The 23,178-nt window shown below is 40.1% G+C and carries 17 protein-coding genes; 16 read left to right on the plus strand and 1 reads right to left on the minus strand.

Annotated elements, in window-relative coordinates:
* Positions 1-11 precede the first annotated feature (11 nt).
* From IZT61_RS15640 to IZT61_RS15665, 6 genes are all read left to right on the plus strand, one after another.
* Entirely contained in the window at positions 12-611 is a 600-nt protein-coding gene (locus tag IZT61_RS15640) for an RNA polymerase sigma-70 factor (RefSeq protein ID WP_196097986.1), read from the plus strand.
* A 61-nt stretch (positions 612-672) separates the two neighbouring features.
* Positions 673-1,839, plus strand: a complete 1,167-nt coding sequence (locus IZT61_RS15645; protein WP_196097987.1) for a FecR family protein — start codon at positions 673-675, stop codon at positions 1,837-1,839.
* 342 nt (positions 1,840-2,181) lie between these two features.
* Positions 2,182-5,811, plus strand: a complete 3,630-nt coding sequence (locus IZT61_RS15650) for a SusC/RagA family TonB-linked outer membrane protein (protein ID WP_196097988.1) — start codon at positions 2,182-2,184, stop codon at positions 5,809-5,811.
* Positions 5,812-5,822: 11 nt separating this feature from the next.
* Positions 5,823-7,286: a RagB/SusD family nutrient uptake outer membrane protein gene (locus tag IZT61_RS15655; RefSeq protein ID WP_196097989.1), complete on the plus strand. Its 1,464-nt coding sequence runs from the start codon at positions 5,823-5,825 to the stop codon at positions 7,284-7,286.
* A gap of 6 nt (positions 7,287-7,292) precedes the next feature.
* Positions 7,293-8,657, plus strand: a complete 1,365-nt coding sequence (locus IZT61_RS15660) for a substrate import-associated zinc metallohydrolase lipoprotein (protein WP_196097990.1) — start codon at positions 7,293-7,295, stop codon at positions 8,655-8,657.
* Positions 8,658-8,668: 11 nt separating this feature from the next.
* Positions 8,669-10,012 (plus strand): DUF4302 domain-containing protein, encoded by a 1,344-nt coding sequence (locus tag IZT61_RS15665; RefSeq protein WP_196097991.1) that lies wholly within the window; start codon positions 8,669-8,671, stop codon positions 10,010-10,012.
* A gap of 18 nt (positions 10,013-10,030) precedes the next feature.
* Here IZT61_RS15665 and IZT61_RS15670 read toward each other — a convergent pair whose 3' ends face one another.
* Positions 10,031-10,183 carry a hypothetical protein gene (locus tag IZT61_RS15670; RefSeq protein WP_196097992.1) on the minus strand — a complete coding sequence of 51 codons (153 nt, stop codon included), beginning with the start codon at positions 10,181-10,183 and terminating at the stop codon, positions 10,031-10,033.
* A 584-nt stretch (positions 10,184-10,767) separates the two neighbouring features.
* On the opposite strand from IZT61_RS15670, the gene IZT61_RS15675 reads away from it, so the two are divergent.
* From IZT61_RS15675 to IZT61_RS15720, 10 genes are all read left to right on the plus strand, one after another.
* Positions 10,768-11,364, plus strand: coding sequence for an RNA polymerase sigma-70 factor (locus IZT61_RS15675; RefSeq protein WP_196097993.1), 597 nt, complete (start codon positions 10,768-10,770; stop codon positions 11,362-11,364).
* Positions 11,365-11,471: 107 nt separating this feature from the next.
* On the plus strand, positions 11,472-12,434 hold the full coding sequence (locus tag IZT61_RS15680; protein ID WP_196097994.1) for a FecR family protein: 963 nt from the start codon (positions 11,472-11,474) through the stop codon (positions 12,432-12,434).
* 37 nt (positions 12,435-12,471) lie between these two features.
* Entirely contained in the window at positions 12,472-16,113 is a 3,642-nt protein-coding gene (locus IZT61_RS15685) for a SusC/RagA family TonB-linked outer membrane protein (RefSeq protein WP_196097995.1), read from the plus strand.
* Between the two features lie 17 nt (positions 16,114-16,130).
* Positions 16,131-17,609: a RagB/SusD family nutrient uptake outer membrane protein gene (locus IZT61_RS15690; RefSeq protein WP_196097996.1), complete on the plus strand. Its 1,479-nt coding sequence runs from the start codon at positions 16,131-16,133 to the stop codon at positions 17,607-17,609.
* Between the two features lie 17 nt (positions 17,610-17,626).
* Positions 17,627-19,060 carry a substrate import-associated zinc metallohydrolase lipoprotein gene (locus IZT61_RS15695; protein ID WP_196097997.1) on the plus strand — a complete coding sequence of 478 codons (1,434 nt, stop codon included), beginning with the start codon at positions 17,627-17,629 and terminating at the stop codon, positions 19,058-19,060.
* Positions 19,061-19,078: 18 nt separating this feature from the next.
* The gene (locus IZT61_RS15700) at positions 19,079-20,344 is read left to right on the plus strand and encodes a DUF4302 domain-containing protein (protein ID WP_196097998.1); all 1,266 of its coding nucleotides are present in this window, start codon (positions 19,079-19,081) and stop codon (positions 20,342-20,344) included.
* Positions 20,345-20,635: 291 nt separating this feature from the next.
* A complete protein-coding gene (locus IZT61_RS15705; protein ID WP_196097999.1) occupies positions 20,636-20,908 on the plus strand; it encodes a hypothetical protein in 273 nt (90 codons plus the stop codon).
* Between the two features lie 2 nt (positions 20,909-20,910).
* Positions 20,911-21,306, plus strand: a complete 396-nt coding sequence (locus tag IZT61_RS15710) for a DUF983 domain-containing protein (RefSeq protein ID WP_196098000.1) — start codon at positions 20,911-20,913, stop codon at positions 21,304-21,306.
* Between the two features lie 161 nt (positions 21,307-21,467).
* Positions 21,468-22,127: a DUF2461 domain-containing protein gene (locus IZT61_RS15715; RefSeq protein ID WP_196098001.1), complete on the plus strand. Its 660-nt coding sequence runs from the start codon at positions 21,468-21,470 to the stop codon at positions 22,125-22,127.
* Positions 22,128-22,311: 184 nt separating this feature from the next.
* A complete protein-coding gene (locus IZT61_RS15720; RefSeq protein ID WP_196098002.1) occupies positions 22,312-23,151 on the plus strand; it encodes an OmpA/MotB family protein in 840 nt (279 codons plus the stop codon).
* The last annotated feature ends 27 nt before the right edge of the window (positions 23,152-23,178 follow it).

The raw sequence follows: 23,178 nt of genomic DNA on the forward strand, positions 1-23,178 counted from the left end.
TTTATGTGAATATGATGCAAAAAGATACAGCGACTGATCGTGAGTTAGTGAATGAGATTATCGAGGGAAACGAGAAAGCTTTTTCTGTTTTGTTTTTCAGGTATCTCCCTGTTTTGTCGGTTTTTGCCACCCGGTTTACCAAATCGGAAGATAGTGCTGAAGAAATTATTCAAGATGCGTTTATACGCGTATGGCTAAATCGCGATAAGCTGGCCGGCGTAGACAATGTAAAGGCCTATTTGTACAAGTACGTTTCTAACGAAGCGTTAAGCCATTTGCGTAAAAAGTTGAAGCAAGAAAAGATGGCAACATCCTTTGCCGCAAGCCATACCGATAGCGATAATAATACAGTAGACGAGATTAATTTGAGGGATGTGACCAGAATAGTTTCCGCCGCAATTGAAAAGTTACCAACTCAAAGGAAGAAAATTTACCAGTTGAGCCGAAATGATGGCAAAACTATTCCCGAGATTGCCGAAGTATTAAAGATTTCGCCAAATACTGTAAAAAATTCGCTCGTTACTTCGCTAAAATTTATACGATTGCAACTAGAGGAGCACGGTATTCTATTTATGTTCCCAATATTTTTCGGCTTTTTTAAAATAAAATGAAAAAAAATACTTTTGCGATAGTCCTATTTTCAATTTCGTGCTTCTTAGTATCAGAACCCTTATGGAGCAACGCCTAAATTATCTTTTAAACCAATTCAGCGCAGGAACCCTTACGCCAGAAGAGAAGCAGGAGCTTTATTTTTTGGTAGAAACTGAGGCGGCATTGGTATCGGCAGAAATTGCCGAAATGATTGCGGCGCAAGAGGTTGATGCTCCATTTTCTGCCTACCCGAAATGGGAAACTGTTTTAGATCAAATTTTATCGATAGACAAGCCTAAGCCAAACCGCCTAAAGTTGGTTGTATCGAGAATGAAATGGGTGGCCGCAGCAGCTTTATTCACCGTATTTTCATTAGCTACTTATCTTGTTGTTACCAATAAAAAGAAAGAACATGTTTTTACATCCGATGTTGCCCCTGGAGGCAATAAGGCGTTTCTTACATTGGCCGACGGGAGAAAAATTTCTTTAACCGATGCTGCCGCAGGAGATGTGATCCAGGAATCGGGTATCTCGGTAACCAAAAAAGCGAATGGCCAATTGATTTACAATGTTGAGTCGGCCAATCAGGCAATAGACGATTCGCAAACCAATACCATATCAACGCCAAAAGGAGGTGAGTGGGAGGTGAGGTTGCCAGATGGTTCGGTTGTATGGCTCAATGCTGCATCGAGCATAAAATATCATTTAAATATTGGCACTTCGAAGCATCGTAAGGTGGAACTCACTGGCGAAGCTTATTTTGAGGTGGCTAAAGATAAATTGCGCCCCTTTATTATAAAAACAGCCAGACAAGAGCTTGAAGTGTTGGGAACACATTTCGATATCAGCAGCTATCTGGACGATCCTGTTACCCGAACAACCTTGTTGGAGGGTAGCGTAAGCGTAGCAAATTTAGATAAATCGAATAGTGAGATTCTTAAACCGGGCCAGCAGGCTATTTTAACCAACGGCGATTTTCAGGTTAGAGACGTAGATACCGAACAAGCGGTGGCGTGGAAAGATGGATATTTTATGTTTAATAACGAAAAACAGGAAAGTATTCTCAGAAAACTGGCCAGGTGGTATAACGTTGAAGTGGAGTATGTTGACCCTGAAGCTAAAGAGGTAATGTACTATGGAACGGTTAGCCGTTTCGAGAAAATATCGAAGGTACTTAGAAAGTTCGAACAAACCGGAGAAGTACGCTTTGAAATAAAAGGCAATAAAGTAATTGTCTACAAAGCTTAAGCAAGCGAAGATGAAGAAATAACTAACCTTCATCTATAAAAAAAGAATTAACTAAATAAATCATAACCCTAAACAACCAACACAAACTATGACTGCACCTCGACAAAAATCCTGACGATTAAAAGTTAGATGTAAAAAAAAGGAGTGCTACTAACACCCCCTTTTTTATCTGTTTAGCTATTCCGTAAACCGGATCGATTAAACCAATTATTTCTTGAATACTTGCGAAACGCTTTAGGCGTCCAAACTTTATTGCGCTTCGCACAAACAGACTATTAAATGTACAAAATTTATATTAGAATTTTATGTACGCTTCGCGGCTACATCCCTAAATTACTATTAATGATGAAGTTAATAACGGTCATAATGCTTGCTTCCCTGATGCAGGTTAGTGCTGCTTCATTTGGCCAATTAGTTACATTAAAGGAAAGAAATGTAACATTAGAGAAAATGTTCAGAGAGATCAGAAAACAATCTGGCTTCGACGTTTTGTTATCAACCAATAAAATTAAGAGTACCACCACAATCAATGCCAACTTTACCAACGCAACGGTAGAGGAAGTGATGGCAAAGATCACCTCTGGAAATGATTTAACCTACGTTATTGAGGACAAAACCATTTTAATCAAGCCGAGAGAAAAATCAATTATCGACAAGGTTGTTGAATATTTCGCGGCTGTGCGTGTAACAGGAAAGGTTAGAGATAAAAGTGGCGCTCCGCTTCCAGGAGTGAGTATTCGTGAAAAAGGTGGCGCTAATGTAGCCTCAACTAACACCTCTGGCGATTATAGCATTACTGTTAACGATGGGGCTACCCTGGTTTTTAGCTTTATTGGCTACAAATCTCAGGAGGTAACGGTTAATGGCAGAAACGTAATCAACATCACTTTACAGGAAGATGCTGCGCAACTACAAGAAGTAAACGTAGTATCAACCGGTTATCAGCAGTTAGACAGAAAATTGTTTACGGGTGCAGCTACTCAGTTAAAGGTTTCTGATGTTGAAAGACTTGGTGTATCCGATATTAGCCGCATGCTTGAAGGCCAGGTAGCGGGTGTTACCCTACAAAACGTATCAGGTACTTTCGGTGCCGCACCAAAAATTCGGGTGCGTGGTGCAACGTCGCTATCGGGCGATAACAAGCCGCTTTGGGTAGTGGATGGGATTATTTTGGAAGATGTTGTAAATATCTCAAATGAGGCCCTTTCAAGTGGTGATGCAAACACATTGCTTGGATCGTCAGTTGCCGGATTGAACGCTGATGACATCGAAAGCTTCAACATTTTGAAAGATGCGGCGGCAACAGCTATGTACGGTGCAAGGGCAATGAACGGTGTTATCGTTGTTACAACCAAAAAAGGTAGACAAACAGAAGGCAACCCAAGAATAAGCTATACCGGAAACTTTACAACCTATTCTAAGCCAACTTATGAAGGCACCGACATTTTAAATTCTGATGAGCAAATGGCTGTGTTGGTTGAATATTTCAACAAAGGTGCTTATCAAATTCCATCTTCTTCGAGCGGCCAAAACGGCGGTATCTTTTATAAAATGTACAATGAACTTTATAACTATGATCCTGCAACTAAAACGTTTGCATTGCGCTACGATAAAGCAAGTGTTTCTAATTTCTTAAACCGATATGCCAATGCCAATACCGATTGGTTTGATGTGCTTTACAAAAATTCGTTAAAACAGGAGCACTCATTAAGTGTAACGTCAGGTACCGAGAAATTTCAAACCTATGCTTCTACATCGTACCTAAATGATAAAGGCCAAACTATCGGAAGCAATGTTGACCGTTTTACGGGTAATTTCAGGGCGAACTTTGCTCCGAGTAAAAAGCTGAGCTTCGAATTGCTAACTACGGCCTCGGTGCGTAACCAAAGAACTCCGAGCGGCAACTCAGACAGGCAGTCGGATCCGGTTTATGGAAGCTACTACCGGGAGTTTGACGTTAACCCGTACAACTATGCCAGAAATACCAGCCGTTTAATCACTCCGTATGATGAAAATGGCAATTATGAGTATTTCATTAGAAATTATGCGCCATTTAACATCTTGAACGAGCTTGAAAATAATTATACGACGCTTCAAATGCTTGATATCAAAGTACAGGGTGGGGTTAAATATAAAATTATTCCGGCGCTGACTTACTCTATTAACGCGGCTTATCGTTTCTCTAAATCAGAGAGACAAAGTTATGTGTTAGAGCAATCGAACCAGGCCCAGGCATTCAGATCGGGTGGTGATGCTACCCGCGATGGTGATAATCAGTACTTATATATCGACTCGGCCAACCCAACAGGTTTGCCAACAAGTATATTACCAACCGGTGGTTTTTACAATACAGCTGGTGATAATTTAACGAATTACTATTTCAGACACGACCTTGTTTTTGATAAAAACTTCAACGATAAACATTTAGTTAACGTGTTCGGATCAATGGAGGTTCGTTATATCGACCGCCAAAATCAATACTTTAACGGTGTAGGCTATCAGTATGAAAATGGGGGCTTGGTAAATCCAAGTTATTTGTACTTCAAGCAATCTGGCGAAGCTGGAAAAGCATACTTTGGCATGGGCAATAACTTTGAGCGCTATGTGGCTTATATGTTAAGAGCCGCCTATTCTTATAAAGGTCTTTACAGCTTTAACGCTACTACACGCTACGATGGTTCGAATAAAATGGGCAGAAGTAGAGAGGCAAGATGGTTACCAACCTGGAACGTTTCGGGTTCGTGGAATGCCGATCAGGAAAGCTTCTGGCCTAAAAATGACATCGTTACTTACGCTGTTTTACGTGGTTCGTACGGTTTAACGGCCAGTATTGGTAATGCAACCAATGCACTTCCTGTTTTTTACGATCAGATTTCGAGAAGACAACTGTTAAAAGATCAGGAAGTTCAAACCTATATTTCTACACTTCAAAACAGACAACTTACCTGGGAGAAATCGTACGATGCCAACGTGGGTCTCGATTTAAGATTCTTCAAAAACAAAGTGAATTTCTCTGTTGATGTTTACAATCGTTCTATTCACGATTTATTGGGAAGTTTAAATACTTCAGGTATCGGTGGTGAGTTTACAAAAACGGCCAACTACGCAGAAATGTCGAGCAAGGGTATAGAGTTTACCATTTCGGGTTCGCCAATCAATACCGACGACTTCAAATGGGCAACCAACTTTAACTTTGCCTTTAACAAAACCAAAATTACCAGGTTAGATGCCTTGCCGAACATTTGGAGAGCAGTATCTGCAACAGGTGGTGCCGTGCTTGGATATCCGCAGAGAGGATTGTTCTCGGTTCAGTTTGCTGGCTTGAATCCGCAATACGGTTACCCAACTTTTTACGGTACTGATGGTGCTGCAACAACTTACATCGGCCTGCAAGATGATGATATTGAGATCTTAAAGTACGAAGGTCCAACCGATCCAACAACAACCGGAGGTTTCTTTAACCAGTTCAGGTACAAAAACTTCGCGTTATCTGCATTATTTAAATTTTCGGCAGGCAATGCACTACGTTTAGCGCCGTCAATCGCCGCTTCTTATTCAGATATGACTACTTTGAGTCGCGATGTATTAAACAGATGGATTATGCCTGGAGATGAAAAAATTACTAACGTGCCTGCATTGCTCGATCCGGTTTCTGCAGCCGCTATCGTAAGTTCAACAGGCTCTACAACCAACGCATCTTACCCTTATAACCTTTACAATTACTCAACAGAACGTGTGGTTAGTGGAGATTACCTTAAGCTATCGAGGATAACCGCAAGCTATGATATTCCTAAAAAAATCACGTCGAAATTTAAAATGACTAATGCCTCGTTTATTCTGGCATGTGATAATGTTGCTGTATTATACGCCGACAAGAGATTGAACGGAGAAGATCCGGAGTTCTTTTCAACCGGAGGTGTTGCATTACCGGTTCCAACACAATTCACACTATCATTAAGAGTTGGATTTTAATTTGAAAAACTATGAAAATAATTAAATCAATAGCGATATTATCAACTGTAACCGTTTTGGTGTCACTACAATCATGTAAGAAATACTTAGATGAGGTGCCTGATAACAGAACAGAAATAACAACTGTAGCTAAAGTAGCACAGTTAACTGCAACCGCTTATCCTACGGCGCATTACATTACGTTTGCCGAAGCCGCTTCTGATAATACAGAAGAAAAGGAAAAAGGCGTTGGATCATTAAACGAAGCCTGGGATAAACCATATTATTGGGAAGACTTATCCGGAACGCCTACAAACAGCGCCGGCTCTTACTGGAATGGCTGTTACGAGGCTATTGCTGCGGCCAACCAGGCTTTGCAGGCAATACAGGACGGCAATTTCGGCGATGCCGTGTTGCCATACAAAGGCGAGGCGCTTGTTGCCCGAGCTTATGCACACTTTATGCTGGCCGTATTTTTTGCTAAACCTTACGAAAAAGGAGGGGCAAATTCATCACCTGGCATTCCTTATGTAACTGAGCCAGAAACCCAGCCTATTAAGCAATATTCGAGAGGAACGGTTCAGGAAACTTACGATAAGATAAAGAAAGATTTGGAAGAAGGCCTACCGCTTTTATCAGCAAGTGCTTATACCGTTCCGAAATATCACTTTACCCCTTCTGCTGCACATGCTTTTGCATCGCGTTTTTACCTGTTTCTTGGCGAGTGGCAAAAGGTTATCGATCATGCCAACTTAACCGTACCGGGCAACGATTTTGTTAATAATATGAGACCAGTTTCTACAACCTTATATGAAATGACAAATAACGATTTCAGGGCAAACTATACCAAAACCGAGCAAAGAACAGCAATTATGCTTGGCAACGCGTACAGTACCTACACTTACGAGAATACGCCAAACCACGGTATCGGCAATAAACTGGTTACCATGTTTACCTCTCCAAACGTAACCGGAAAAATATTAGCCAATAAAGTTTACCAATGGAGTGCAGGAAACTATAACACACTCAAGTATTTATATTATTTCTTCTATACCGGTCCGGGAATCGGGTTTCCTTATTTAGTAGTGCCTTTGCTTACTGCTGATGAAACTTTGATGAACAGAGCTGAGGCTTATGCGCAGTTAGGGCTTAACGACGCTGCACTGAAAGATATCAACGACTTTATGAAAGTGAGAATCAGAGGTTATAACGCCAACACCGATGTGGTAACATTGGCAAAAATCAAAGTTTTTTACAATATCGACGATCCAAAAGAAGGGTTGATCAGAACAATTTTGGATTCTAAAAAAGCAGAGTTTTTAGAAGAAGGGATCAGGTGGATGGACATTGTGCGTACCGGAATTACGGTAAGACACAACGTTTACAGCAATGTGGGCGTAGAGAGCTTCATGGAGCTTAAACCAGGCGATCCACGCAGATTGTTTCAATTGCCAACTGAAGTTAAATTATCGGGAGTAGAACAAAATCCAAGATAAATGATTATGAAAAATATTATAAAAAGTACACTGGCCGTAGTAATTTTCCTTATCGTTGCTAGCTCATGCCGTAAAACTGAAAATCTGGATGTAGACTTTGATAAGTACAATCTGGATATGCCCGAAACCAATACCGACTTGGATAAGTGGCTAAATACAAATTTGCTCGATCCTTACAACATGAAAGTGGTGTACAGGTTTAACAGGTATTACTACGGAGACGCTGCAGCCGATGTTGCGCCACTTAAACCTGAAAATGTACAACCAATGATGCAAACCGTATTGGATGGTTACATTGCGCCTTACCTTAAAATAGCTGGCTTAGATTTCGTTCAGCGTACCAACCCTAAAGAGTGGGTGTTATACGGTTCTAATAAGTATCAAACTGATGGTTCTGCCATTGCGGGAACAGCAGCCGGAGGTAAACGTGTAACCCTTTATGGCGTTAACTATTTCAGCCTGTCGCCAGGCTTCGTAAGCTCGAGGTTATTTGTTATTCACCACGAGTTTACACACATCTTAAACCAAACGGTTGCCATTCCTATCGATTTTGAGGCCATTTCTGGTGGTGCCTACAAGCAGCCGTGGACATTAACATCGGCAGCTACAGCTAAAGAAAACGGCTTCTTAGGCCCGTACGCAAGTGGAAGCCCAACAGAGGATTACGCAGAAACTACCGCTACGTTATTGGTATCGGGCCAATCGTATTATGATAACTACGCAAATACGTCGAATGCAACAGCAAAAAGCAGAATTAAGCTGAAAGAGGCCAATGTTGTAAACTACTTCAACACCGCTTTTGGTATCGATTTCAGAAAATTGCAGAAAGAGGTTCAAAATTATATCAAAAATACCGTGAAAGATCCTGCGGTTTCTTTCGGATACTGGTTAAACCGGAATCTATACAAAAGTATGTCGATCAATTTGGATAATGACGTTACTTACAGTACTTACGGTATTTCTGATCAGTTTAAAACAGCTTATCAAACCTCTAAAACCAATGTGAACACCTTGGCAGGTTACGGATTAACCTTTAATTCGATTAAGCTGAACTTTACTTCACCAACAGCAATGACGATGGAGGTGAGCTTTAACCAGGGTACAAACGCATACGTGGCCAACTACAATTTTGCAATGGCTGTAACTGATGCAACCGGGGCAACTAAGTTTACGCTGTCATCAACTGCTCCGACAGGAAATGCAGCATTGTTGTTAACCTCGGTACAGCCACTTTTAACCTATTTATCTGCTAACAATTTCGTTGCAGATTGGTTGCCAGCTGCATATAACACAGGTACCTACACCAATTTTGGTGGGTTTTATGTTAGCGGTTCACCAACAAACTATTTTTACGGCGCTTTAGGGCAATAAATTTAACTGTTATGAAAAAGATATTATTTTTATTTGCATGTCTACTGATATTTGCAGGCTGCAAGAAGTCTTCGTTTGAGGCCAAATTCGACCAAGATCCCGAAATTAGGATGGGTGAGGCCATTGCAAAAGTAAAAAATACTTTAAGCAGTGCCGAAAACGGCTGGATTGCCACAACGCCCACTGCCGACGGTGGTGGTTACAGTTTCTTTATGAAGTTTGATGGTACCGAAAACGTTAAAATGTACGCCGACTTAAATGATGCTTCTGCTAAAACGGAATATGCCTCATATTATCGCGTTAAGCAAGATCAAGGTGTTGATCTGGTTTTCGATACGTTTACTTATATCACCATGCTCAACGATCCGGATCCTTCAACATTCGGTGGGCTTCTTAGAACGGGGTTCAAAAGCGATGTAGACTTCATTTACGACCGATCATCTGGCGATAGCATCGTTTTCATTGGAAAAAGATACCGCCAACCGTTAAAGATGGTTAAAGCAACTGCAGCACAGAGAGCCACTTATGAAGCCGCTGGTTTAAAAACAGCAATAGATAAGATAAAGGGTTTTTTTGCAATAAATACTAACCCCTATATAGATGTAACTTTAAATGGTGTAGCATCAAGAGTTGGTGTTTCTCCAAACCTTACAAACAATGTTTTATCTGGTAAAAGAATAGATCTATCGGTGATGTTAGCAGATGGTACAATATCATCTGGCGTACAAAAGTTTGCATTCACGCTACTCGGTGGCGAAATACTAAATGGCGGATTGGTATGGCAGGGCATTACTTTTGTTAGAATGGCTTGGAAAGACGCTACAACTTTGGCGCTATATGATTCTACAGAAAAAGAATACATCATTAAAAATTCTCCAACTCCTTTATTACCAGTACACTTACTGTTAGGAGTTAAGTTTTCTTCTATTGTTGTACCTTTTGCAACCACATATCCAGGTTGGTCATCTGATTTTTCAGCTAGAAGAGCTGCAGCTGCAGCTGCCATGCTAGCAGGCCCTTATCAGTTAAGATTAGATAAAATGACTTTTGCTTTTGCAGTTGTGAATAAGAGAATGACATTAACAACAGATATTTATCAAGGAGCTAATAGATTTGTTGGAGATTTCCCATTTACTTATACAAAAACAGATGCCGGAGTATTCAAATTTACGGCAGGAACGCCAACTGGAAATGCAGGATTAATTGTTGCCAATATGGCCCCATTAACCACGCAGAGACTAAATGTTGATACATTCACTTTGGCTTATTTCGTTAATCCAACCACAGGCGAAACGCTGGGTCAGTTTAGAAGTATTGAACATCCCGATTTTACTTTCAGTGGATCTCTATTGTAATCTTAATCATTAACCCTCTTAAAGCCCCCGAATTTCGGGGGCTTTTTTATCAAAAGTAATCGCTATCTTTAAATCATGGAACATCACATCAAACAAGTAAAAAACGTTTTTTACATCACCCTCTTTGCAGGTTGCTATTTTGTATTGGCTTTCGCCGGTGTGTTTCAACATGCTGATTCAAAACTGGTGGGTGGCCTTTTTGAACTATTCACCATCCCATTATTGTTATTCCTTGTATTTGCACTTTTATACTCATTTTACCTGCTGGTTATTAAGCATTCAAAGCCGAGGCTTTATCTTTTAACAAGCCTTATTGTCTCATTTGCGATAATCGTGACGATGTTTTTCGTTCCGTAACTTACGTAGCAAAAGCATTTCCCAAAACATTCGAAAGGGGATATTACGCCCCAATGTTAACAACACTTCTCAACCACTTCGCCTGCCGTTCTGAGGTTGCGAAGCAATCATTGGCAGCAACTCACCATCAATCTCTTTTTTAGTTGCTTTCATTTGTTTACCTTTGTTATTATGATTTCTGGTTAATCACCTTTGATGCATGCGCCGACGTTGTGACTCTCAATAAGGAGAGCAGCAATGTTTAAATGTGATCGGGGTATCGGTGTTGCACTCACCTTTCTACAGCTCCCAACATCATCCAGAAAATAATATTCCTGTTGTTATAAGTCTTCTTCCGGTAACATGGTCATCAACAATTAATTGTTTGATTTCAAGGTTGTTATTTGATTTTATTGTGTATGGATGTTTTAGCCATAACAACGGGACAAGACTTAATTCACATTATTGAGAAGGGCCGTCCTGCGGTCTTTACCCGATTTTATACCTCTTATTTCCAGAAGCTATTATTGGCGAGCGATAAATATGTAAAAGATGTTTACGTGGCCGAGGAAGTTGTTCAAGACGTTTTCCTGAAAATTTGGGAGCAACCAAACCGAATTCTAGCCGTGAGATCAATTAAATCTTACCTCTATAAAGCAGTAATTAATGCATCTATTAATTACCTGAACCGCCAAAGAAACATCGGTCAGCATCACTTAAAGCTCATTGCTGAATTATCTGACGATTGTGTAAACGATCTTGAAGAGGAAAATGAGATTATTCTTCTCCTTCACCGCGAAATAGAAAGGCTGCCCGTTCAGTGTAGAAAAATCTTTAAGCTGAGCCGCTTTGAGCATTTAAAGTATAAGGAGATTGCCGCAGAGCTCGGAATTTCCGAAAAAACTGTCGAGAACCACATTGGCCATGCGTTAAAGACGCTACGTAACCGCTTTATGAATGATAAGCAATTGCATAAAAAGGGCAAAAGCTTTCTTTTTAATAGTTATTTGTTCTAATACACAGGTATATATCTCCCATTTTTATTCTTTTTCAAAAAACACTAGGGGTTTTTAAAAATGTAATTGTCTACATGCAATAGAACCAAGACCAAACTAGCTTACCAATGCTTAACCAATCCGAATACCTGAACTTAGTTGTTCGGTATTTAAATGCCCCTCAGGATAAGGAACTCTGTTCCAGGATCTTGTCTTTCAGGTCCGAATCGGCTGAAAATGAATCCTATTTTAAGGAAATGGAACGGATTTGGCTTTTTTCGTCGGCAGCAGATAGGCTCAGTTTACTCGATCCAAAACAAAGCGAAAAAAGATTTCATTTGGCTTTAGGGCGTCCAACGCATCGAACAGGTACGCTTAAAAAATGGATTAGTGGCATTGCAGCCAGCTTTTTACTGATCGGTTTATTGCTTGTGTGGCTTAAGTATGGCAAAAGCGTCGAAATCGTTACGGCCAAAACGAATCAGAATCAAACAGATACCATTTTTTTGGCCGATGGTTCGAAAGTAATTTTAGCGCAGAACAGTGAATTACAATACGCTTCCAAGTTTGATAACGGTACAAGGGAAGTTCGCCTAAATAAAGGCAAAGCTTTTTTTCTTATCGCCAAAGACGCTAATCGGCCCTTTAGCGTAGATGTTGCCGACTCAAGAGTAAGCGTTCTTGGAACATCTTTCAACGTCAATCTTTCAAATACAACCATCGATATAGATGTAAAAACCGGCCGGGTGCAATTTTCGGTAAACCAAGCCTCGGGTTCTGCTATGCTAACTGCCGGACGAGGACTCTCGTATAGTCGGCGTACAAAACAAACAACACTCAGGAGGGCCGTAAATCCAGATTCGTGGTTAACAAAGCACTTGATTTTTGTCGACGCCCCATTAGAGGAAGTTTGCCGGCAAGTAGGCAGTTGCTATGGCGTGCAAATAAGGCTTAAAAGCGGAGAGCAAACAAGCAAGAAGTTGAATGGCACTTTTGAGCACGAAGATTTAGAAGATGTTTTAAAGATTTTGGAACAAACCTACAATCTAAAAATAGATCGACGAGGAGATGAAATTACTATTGAACCTTAAACAAACAAAATAAAATACAATACTGAACAATTAAACTATGGAGAAAAATTTCTACAAAAGAAATGTCGTAATAAGTTGGAGCCGAACGGCCATGCTTATCTGCGCAATCTTTTGGGGCAGTTTAGCTAATGCAGACAATAAGCAGGCTAACTTGCAACCCGAAAGACTAGAGAACTATCTGAAAAAGATTGAGCAAGCTTACAAATTGAGCTTTGTTTACGACGCGACGGAGATTAGTAAAGCAATGATTTTGGATGTACCTGCAAAATTAACTTCAGTTCAAGAGTCTCTTGAATACTTAAAACAAAAAAACATAACCTATTCCAGAGTAGGTAACCAGGTTATTCTTAAACTGCAGGTTGAACGATCAGCAGAGCGAGAAGTTACCGTAAGCGGACGCGTTAGAGACAAGAAAGACAATTCTGCCATGCCTGGTGTAAGCGTTAGAGAAGTTGGTGCACGAAATTCTGTATCCACCAATCAACAAGGTGAGTATAAAATTACCGTAAAGGATGGCGCAAAATTGTCATTCTCATTTATCGGCTATAAAACCGTAGAAGTTGCGGTTAATGGCAGAACAACCATTGATGTGAGTTTAGAGGAAGATGCGAATCAACTTAAAGAGGTGAATGTCGTTTCTACAGGATATCAAAACTTAAACAAGAAGTTATTTACCGGGGCCGCCACAGCCTTAAAAGGGGCAGACGTAAAGCAAGACGGTATTACCGACGTAAGCCGGATGCTTGAAGGACGTGTTGCTGGTGTGTCTGTTCAAAATGTTTCAGGGACTTTCGGTGCAGCGCCGAAAATCCGTGTTCGTGGGGCAACATCAATTACGGGTGAAAATAAGCCACTTTGGGTTATAGATGGGGTAATTTTAGAAGATGTGGTTAATATTTCAAACGAACAGTTGTCATCTGGGGATGTAAGTACATTAATAGGTTCATCGGTTGCGGGGATCAACGCTGATGATATTGAGAGTTTTAATATTTTAAAAGATGCTGCAGCAACTGCCCAATATGGTGCAAGGGCAATGAATGGGGTGGTTGTTATTACAACGAAAAAAGGCCGAATTGGTAAACCATTGATTTCCTATACAGGCAATTTTTCCACCTATTTAAAGCCAACGTATGATAGTTATAATATCATGAATTCATCAGACCAAATGTCTGTTTATTCAGAGTTGGCACGTAAAGGGTGGTTAAATCACTCAGGTGCCTCAAGAGCGGCAGATGGCGGTGTGTTTACCAAAATGTATCAGTTGATTAATACTTACGATGCTAGTTCAGGCACGTTTGGATTAGCTAACACACCAGAGGCTCGAAATGCATTTTTATCGCGTTATGCAACCGCCAATACCGATTGGTTTGATGTGCTTTTTAAAAACTCGCTCATGCAGGAACACGCAATTAGCGTGTCGTCAGGTACAGAGAAATCTCAGTTGTATTTTTCAACGAGTTATTTAAACGACAATGGTTGGGCTGTTGGAAACAACGTAGAACGTTATACAGCTAATGTAAATGCTGTTTTTAACCTGTCAGAAAAGTTAAGGATTAACTTTATTACAACAGGATCAATTCGTAATCAAAGTGCACCTGGAACAATAGGTCGCGTGAGCAATCCGGTAGAAGGAACTTATTCGAGAGATTTCGACATCAATCCATTTAGCTACGCCTTAAACACCAGTAGAACGCTCACTGCTTTCGATCAGAATGGAAAAAGAGAGAATTTTACCAGAAACTTTGTGGATTTTAATATCCTTGATGAATTAGAAAACAATTCCTTGGAATTGAGCTTGTTGGATTTCAAGCTTCAGGGGGGATTAGGGTACAAGTTTAACGATCATTTCAAATATGATTTCCTCGCCTCGATGAGGTATGTTAAAAGCGGAAATGAGCATAGGGTAAGAGAAAATTCTAATATGGCCAATGCTTACCGAGCAAATTGGGATTCTTATGTTCAAGATAACAATCGTTTTTTGTTCCGCGATCCTGAGCACCCAGAGTTACAGCCGATAGTTGTTTTGCCTTATGGCGGTTTTTACAACACAAATGATGATTTTTTACGGTCATATATGATTCGAAACTCAGTTGAATACGATAATACCATCAACGAAAAACATTTAATAAATGTGTTTGCAACTCAAGAAACCAGGTTCGCAAACCGTCAAACCAGAAGCATGATTGGCTATGGTTATCAATATGATAAAGGAGGAGTTCCATTTATTGATCCAAATATTATTAAGCAAGCTTCATTGAGTAACTTGAACTACTTTTCGATGAACAACCGATACGACAGGTTTGCCGCTTTTATGACCAGGGCAGCTTATTCTTATGATGGTAAATATTCGGTGAACGCTACTGGGAGGTACGATGGATCAAATCAATTGGGTAGCTCTGCTACTGCCCGATGGCTGCCAACCTGGAATATATCCGGAGCTTGGAACATCGATAAAGAAGAATTTTATGGTTCAGAAGTCCATGGCAATTCTGCCCAGTCCGCAATAAGCAAAATCTTAAACCGTGCCACCATCAGAGCAACGTATGGATTAACAGCCAGTTTAGGTAATGCTACCAACTCTGCCATAGTATTAAGAAATGGAAGTGCTTTAAGACCCTATTCAAACGAAGTTGAGTCAGTAATGAATATTCAATATATCGAAAATCGAGACTTAACCTGGGAAAAGCAATATGAAACCAATATTGGACTTGATTTAGGTTTTTTCAAAGATCGGTTAAATTTGACCGTCGATTTGTATAACAGAAACGGATTCGATCTAATTAGTCCGCTTCGGACATCGGGTATTGGTGGGCAGTACTTAACAACTGCCAACTATGCCGACATGAACACTAAAGGGATCGAGGTAACGATAAGCGGGCCAATCATTAAATCAAAAGATTGGAATTGGAGAAGCAATTTCAATTTTGGATATAACAAAAATAAAGTAACCGAGCTTTCGAGCCCACAACGGATATTCGATTTAGTAACGGCTGACGGAGGCCCGCAACAAGGGTATCCATACCGTGGATTATATTCTGTGGATTTTACCGGATTAAATCATGATACCGGTATCCCTGAATTTATCAACGAAAAGGGCGATAGTAGCGATAATGTTTATATGCAAAGTTTGGTAACCAAATACCTTAAATATGAAGGTCCGACGGACCCCAAGTTGACAGGAGGTTTCTACAATTCGGTTAGTTACAAAGGGTTTACCTTCAATACACTGTTCACCTTCTCAGCCGGAAATAAAATCAGATTGAACCCCGTTTTTGCAACATCATACTCTGATTTAGACGCTCTTCCAAACGAATTTAAAGATAGATGGACCCTACCTGGAGATGAGCTTAAAACGAATATTCCGTCAATTGTCGATATTGGGGCTGCGGCTGGCATAGACGGCAGATATCCTTATGACACCTATAACTACTCAAGGGTAAGGGTTGCTGATGGAGGTTTTATTCGTTTAAAACAAGTATCGCTTTCATACGCAGTTCCGGCCGAAATTTTAAAGCATATAGGCGCAGGTAGCGCCTCAATAAGTGCTGTCGCCAATAACTTTTGGCTAATTTATTCGGACAAAAAGCTCAAGGGCCAGGATCCAGAATTCTTTGCTTCTGGTGGTGTTGCATTACCTATTCCAAAGCAATACACTCTCTCTTTGAAGGTTGGATTTTAATTTAAATTGTAAAGAAAATGAAAAGAAATAAAATATTTATATATATAGCGTGTTCCGCCTTAATTTTATCGTCAGGGTGTAAGAAATTTCTCGAACATCAGCCCGATGATCGTAGTGAGTTGGATGATCCGGTTAAGGTTGCCGAGCTTCTGGCAAATGCTTACCCTCACGGCAATTACATAACAATGGCAGAATCAATGAGCGATAATGCTGGAGACAAGGGAACAACAAGACGAAGCTTGCCTAATTCATTGGCATGGAACTATGAAGATCAAGTGGATGCAACATCAGGAGACACCCCGCCATTCTATTGGAACTCTTGTTATAAAGCTATTGCAGCAGCAAATTATGCCTTGGAAGCTATTGACAAAGCAGGCAATACATCTCAATATGCTGCAAGTAGAGGAGAGGCTTTGGTTGCACGTGCATACGCTCACTTTATGCTGGTAACCTTTTTTGCAAAAGCATATGATCCTGCTACTGCAGCCTCAGATCCTGGTGTGACATATGTTACCTTGCCTCAAAAAGTCGTTGAAGGTGATTATAATCGGGGAACGGTCGCCAGCGTGTATGATAATATCAAGAAAGATTTAGAGGAAGGACTTCCGCTAATCAATAATAACTCATATAGAGTACCTAAGTATCATTTTACAACCCAAGCCGCCCACGCTTTTGCAACTCGTTTCTATCTATTTAAAAGAGACTATCAAAAGGTTATAGATCATGCAAATGCATTATTTCCCGGTGATACTGTGTCCGACCAATTAAGGCCCTGGAATACAAATTACTACAAACTCGGGTATTATGAGTTGCAAGCAATATACACTAATTCCACGGAACCCGCCAACCTGTTATTACAAGAAGCTGAGTCAGTTTGGGGAAGAAGCTACGGCGGATATAACTATGGGTTAAGTTCAGCAGTAAGAGCTACTGTTTTTAATGCTGCAAACAACCCGACAGGGAAGGCTTTGGCAATGTCAACGCAGGTTTATGGCGGTACCGAAATTGTTTACAACATCCCTAAGTTTAGAGAGCATTTTGTAAAGCAAAGTATCAGTGCCAATTTTGGGGATGCTTATAATATGGTTCCGTTGCTAACTAGTGAAGAGGTATTATTTAACAGGGCGGAAGCAAACGCTATGCTTAATACCACCGATAGCAGAGCAAAAACAATTGCTGATCTCGACATTTATTTATCAAAAAGAATTGTAGGCTATTCGGCAACATCAGATAAATTTACAGAATCCAAAGCAACAGATTTCTTTTCAACCTTAACGGTTAAAGATGCTTTGGTGGCCACTATTTTAAATTTCAAGCGCCAGGAATATATGCATGAGGGGTTAAGATGGTTGGATATTGTTAGGTTAAAAATTCCAATTGAACACAACAGTCTTGATGGCAAAATAAAGATTTCACTAGGTGCAAATGATCTAAGGAGGGTAGTTCAGATTCCTCAAGATGCCGTAGCGGCCGGACTAGCTGCCAACCCCCGTTAATATAGTATACAGATATTATGAAAAAGAAATTATTCACAATAGTTGCATTAGCAACAATCTTTTTAGCTGGATGTAGCAAAGAAGAAAATTTGAGCGCCGACATTGTCGGCCTCGGCGGAGATACTTGGACCAAAGGTTCGGTTGACGAATGGATCAACATTAATTATACTACTCCGTACAACATTGAGGTTAAATACAAGTGGGATCGGTCAGAGCTCGGCGAGTTTTATAAAAACGTGGTTCCTATCCAAGAAGATTTGGTGGTCCCAGTGATGAAGATCATCAAAAACACCTGGATAGACCCTTACGTAGCGATAAAAGGGGCTAATTTTATGAAAACTTATTCCCATAAGCAATTCTATCTGGCAGGAAGCCCTTCCTACAACAGCAATGGAACTATTACGCTTGGAACTGCTGAGGCGGGTAGAAAAATTGTATTACTTGATTTAAATACTTTTGATGCCACAAACAAGGCAGCAGTTAGACGAATTTTGCATACTATGCACCACGAGTTTGGTCATATTTTGAATCAGAACATTGCAGTGACGCCTGATTACCAAAGAATTACTGCTGGTGGCTATACTGCAACTTGGTTTAATATTTTTAGGGGAGCTTATTCATCCAATTCCACTTTAGATAAAATCGCCTATGAAAATGATTTTTGGGGAATGGGTTTTATCACGCCTTATTCGAGATCAAATAAAGATGATGATTTTGTTGAGATGCTGTCCTCATTGTTAGAAGGAGGGCAAGCTAATTTTGACAATATTGTAAACAACCTTTTTATTTATGACGGAGCCTACGTAAAAAGAAATGGCAAGGGCGTATACGAGCAAAATACTGATGCAAGAACAAAGCTATTGAAAAAGAGAGCTATTGTTATTGCTTATATGAAGGATAGTTGGGGAATAGACCTAACTACTCTACAACTAAAAACACAAGAGGCAATCGATGCCGAATCGCCAATTCCAAATTTCAACACGCTGTTGGGGCCAGGTAAAGATTATGGAACAATATCGGTAAACCCACAAAGATTATCGGGTTTATCATCAAAGTTCTTAACAGCGTACAACAGCGCTAATACAAGCTTGCAAACTAACAAGGGGTATTATATCGATAACATTTCGTTAATTTTTACTACAGCCAAAAAAATGACGTTAAGAGTAAATTATATGGATCCAACGGCTGCATTGGGTGCAGGTGAAACCGCTGATTTTAATTATAGTATTACTACTGCTAACGGTGTAAATACACTTACTTATACTAATCCGCAACCAATAGATACTAACGCAAGGGCTATAGAAAGCGCTATCCCCACTTTGTTGGCTTATTTCAACAACCAATCGTTTGATATACGTTGGGTAGATGATATTGTACCCCAATCGAAAAGAATATTTGGCGGCCTTGTGAAATCAACGGACCCAACTTCTTTCTTATTTGGAACATTGTGATAATTTAAAACCAAGATGATGAAAAAGCATTTATTATATTTATTCTTCTTTGCTTTGGCGTTAAACGCATGCAAGAAGGACGATAGTGACCCTATTATTGGGGATGTCGACGAAAGGCTAACAGGTACGCTTGCCGATTATCAGGCCCAACTTGTTGGGGCGGAATTCGGTTGGAAAGCTTATTTGTTGACCAACAATAAAACGCCAGCCACGTTTCTGTTCAACTTTACTAACAAAAACAGAGTTACAATGGAAGCAAATTACGAGCCTGGCGCCAACGAAAGTTCGTATCGGTTAAAAGCTTTGCAAAAGCCAGCACTTTTATTTGACAGCTATTCTACATTACATTTACTAGCAGATCCAAATCCAAATGTTTATGGCGGTGCTACCGCTGCAGGTTATTCCTCAGATTTTGAATTTGCTTTCTTATCGTCAAGTGCAGATACAATTAAATTAGAAGGTACATTTAACAAAAGTAAATTGCTTTTGATCAGATCAAAATCCAAAGAAGAAAGTGAGGCAGTCTTTACTTCTGTAGAGGATGTTAGTGACGTGGTTTCAAAGGTTAAGACCTATTTTAAACGAACGATAATTGGTGGCATTGAGTGTGAATTAAATTTGAATGGAAATGCTCAAACTCTTTCTCTTTCCTATTTAGACGGTGGTACACTCAAGACTGTTAAATCTAGTTATTACGTTGATCAAACAACTATACAATTATACGAGCCCTTAGTAATAGGTAAAACATCGATATCAAAATTGGAAAGACTAAGTTTCGATTCTGCAACTGGTATTCTTAATACAAAAGCTGGGGGGGAAATAATTCAAATCAAAGAAGCTATTAAGCCAATGCAATATGACATTACCGCTGCAAAGAAATGGTTTAATAACCCGCCAAACGGCTATTATTGGTTTACCGATGGATTTACTGTTGACGGCATCGATGATGCCTATGGTGTTAAAACAATTCCAGGATACAATTATTTGATATTCTATTCGGCGTACAGGCCTCAATATTCCAGATTAGGATTTATTGTAAATGGCGGATATGCTGCTTATGGTCCGGCCCCAATCGCTATTTTTCCCGACGATGGCACTATCAAGTTTAACAATGCGGGATTTTTTGGGACGGCTCCGGCCGAAATAAGGCCCATAGTTACAAATACGCAAAATAATCTGTTTTTAACCGCAGGTTTCTATGCTATTCAAACCGATGTTAAAGGTGGAGCGTTCGATTTAGTATCTGTTAGTGATGCGAGAACATGGATTTCATTTCGGCGATAATTTATTTGGCTAGATGTTAAATAATGAGCGCATTTTTCATTTGGGTTTAATAATATCAACTTAGCATTTGCAGAATTCCGAGATTGCTGATTAAAAATTTCTGGCCATTTTATCTAAAGGATGTTGTTCAGTCAAAATACGGTATCAATGACGGCTTTGGGCGATTCTATCAGAAGACTAGCTAAGATATTTAAAAGCTTAAATCATTCCCCCCTCGCCTTTTAGGCGAGGGGGTTTTTTATGACATAATTTTTAAACCGCTCCATTCGTTAAATCAGTATATTTGTGCTAATGAAAAAGAAAATCGGTTTCATCTTATTTGCGTTCGTTTTAACTTTTGCAGTGTCGCTTCAGGCCAGTGCGCAGTGCGCTATGTGCAGCATTAATGCCGAGCAGGGTGTAAAGAATGGCAATACGGTATCGGAGGGGCTTAATACCGGGGTGTTATATTTGTTGGCCGTTCCTTATTTAATGGCTTTGGTTGTGGGTGTAGTTTGGTATAAAAAATACCGCAAGAAAAATATTCACCTCAACATGAAAAAAGAGCCATTCAATTTAAACTAACCATGGCCGAAGGTACCTCAAAACTTTATGCCATCATCCATTGTAAATGCCCGCATTGCCGTAGGGGTGATATTTTTACGGGCAGTATGTACGGGTGGAATATTCAGCATACTAAGGAAGTTTGTGGCCATTGCGGACAAAGAATTGAAATTGAGCCCGGCTATTTTTATGCAGCAATGTACGTAAGCTACGCCATGAATGTGATTGAAATGTTGATTGCAAGCTTGATCACCTACCTTGTTGTCGGGCCGTTGACAGATGAAACCTTTTGGCATTACCTCATCGTTATTTTCGCCGGCTGCTTTGTGCTCTACCCGTTCAACTATCGCTATTCTCGCATCATTTTGCTTCACGTGCTGTCGCCAAATATAAAGTACAAACCTTATTACGATAAGTAAGTCCGAAGTCCGAAGTCCGAAGTCCGAAGTCCGAAGTCCGAAGTCCGAAGTCCTTTGAAAATGCCAAGCAAGTTACCTATTAATTTTAATTGTGAGTTATTGGTGATTTGAAAATTAACCGATTACAACAATCAATCAATCAATCAATTACCGCATACTGTATGTTAAAAAAAGAGTCCCTCCAGTTTATACAAGACGTTGCCGAAAATAATAATCGCGAATGGTTTGCCGAGAACAAAGCGGTTTACGAAGATGCAAAAGCAGACGTTCTTGCCCTTGTAGGCCAAATTATCCCAGAGCTCGCCAAAGTAGATCCCGTACTCTCTGCAGAGGCCGATCCTAAAAAATGCCTGCTGCGCATTTATCGCGATGTTCGCTTTAGCAAAAACAAAGACCCCTACAAAAACAACTTTGGAATATGGTTCTCGTCGAAAAAGGGTGGTAACGAACCGGGATATTATTTGCATATCCAACCCGGAAAGAGTTTCGTTGCAGGTGGGTACTGGATGCCAGAACCGGTGCATTTAAAACTAATTAGACAAGAAATTGATTATAATATTGGCGATTTTAAGGAAATTATAGAAGAGAAAAACTTCAAAAAGCACTTTAAATTGGGAGTAGACAATGCCCTGAAAAATGCACCGAAGGGTTACGATCCCAACGATCCGAATATTGAGCTTTTAAAGTTGAAGAGTTTTGAAGCCACAATGAGAATCGATGATGAGGCATTTCTAAAGCCTGCCATCGTTGATAAGTTGATAACTTCTTTTAAAACGGTACAACCATTAGTTGCATTTTTACGAAACGCTATCAGTCAGTAAGCAATTGGCAATTTGCAATTGGCAGTTAACAATTAGCAATTAACAGTTAACAATTGGCAATTAGCAATAACCAATGTGCAGTAAGTAATTAGCACTTAGCAGTGAACAATTGGCAATTAGCAATGACCAATGAACCTCCCGATAGCTATCGGGAAAACCAATAACAATTAACCCAATATAAAAAATGAAGAATACCTTTTTTGCTTTCTGCGTTCTCCTATTTCTTTCATCCCTTACCTCATGTGTAATTTTATCGCCCAAAAAGTACAAAGCTTTGCTTGGCAGTAAAGATTCATTGTACACGGCATTTAACGAAAGTTTGATTAAAATTGAAAATCTCGAGAAGGAAGTGGCCAGGCTCAAAAAAGATACTACATTAATGGCTGAAGAGCTGCGTGGGCTTCAAAGTAGCTACAATGATATTGATGCTGACTACAAAAAGCTGAAAAGCAATACGTCGACCCAGATTAGCAAACTTTCTGGTGATTTAGAGGCCCGCGAGAAAAGATTAAAAGAAGTGGAGGAGGTTTTGCGCAAGCGTGATGCCGCCACCAACTCACTTAAAGAAAAATTGCAGCAGGCCTTGTTGGGCTTTACAAAAAGCGGCCTGACTGTAGAGATAAAAAATGGTAAAGTGTATGTGTCGCTAACCGATAAATTGTTGTTTCCATCCGGAAGTATCATCATCGATGAAAAGGGTAAACAAGCCTTAACCCAGCTGGCCAATGTATTAAAGCAGCAGCCAGAAATTAACATCGCCGTGGAGGGCCACACCGACAATCAGAAAATAAATAATCTGGGTCAGATTAAGGATAACTGGGATTTGAGTGTTTTGCGGGCCACATCGGTAGTACGTTACCTTACAGATAACGAAAAGGTTGAAAGCGTACGGATGACCGCAACCGGAAAAGGAGAGTTTCAACCGTTAGGCTCAAACGCAACGGCCGACGGCAGAAGCAAAAACAGACGAATTGAAATTGTACTGTCGCCAAAATTGGATGAGCTGTACAACCTGATTAAATAATTGCTTCCGAATGAATTTAAGGGCCTT

The organism is Pedobacter endophyticus (assembly GCF_015679185.1).
GTDB classification, from domain to species: Bacteria; Bacteroidota; Bacteroidia; order Sphingobacteriales; family Sphingobacteriaceae; genus Pedobacter; species Pedobacter endophyticus.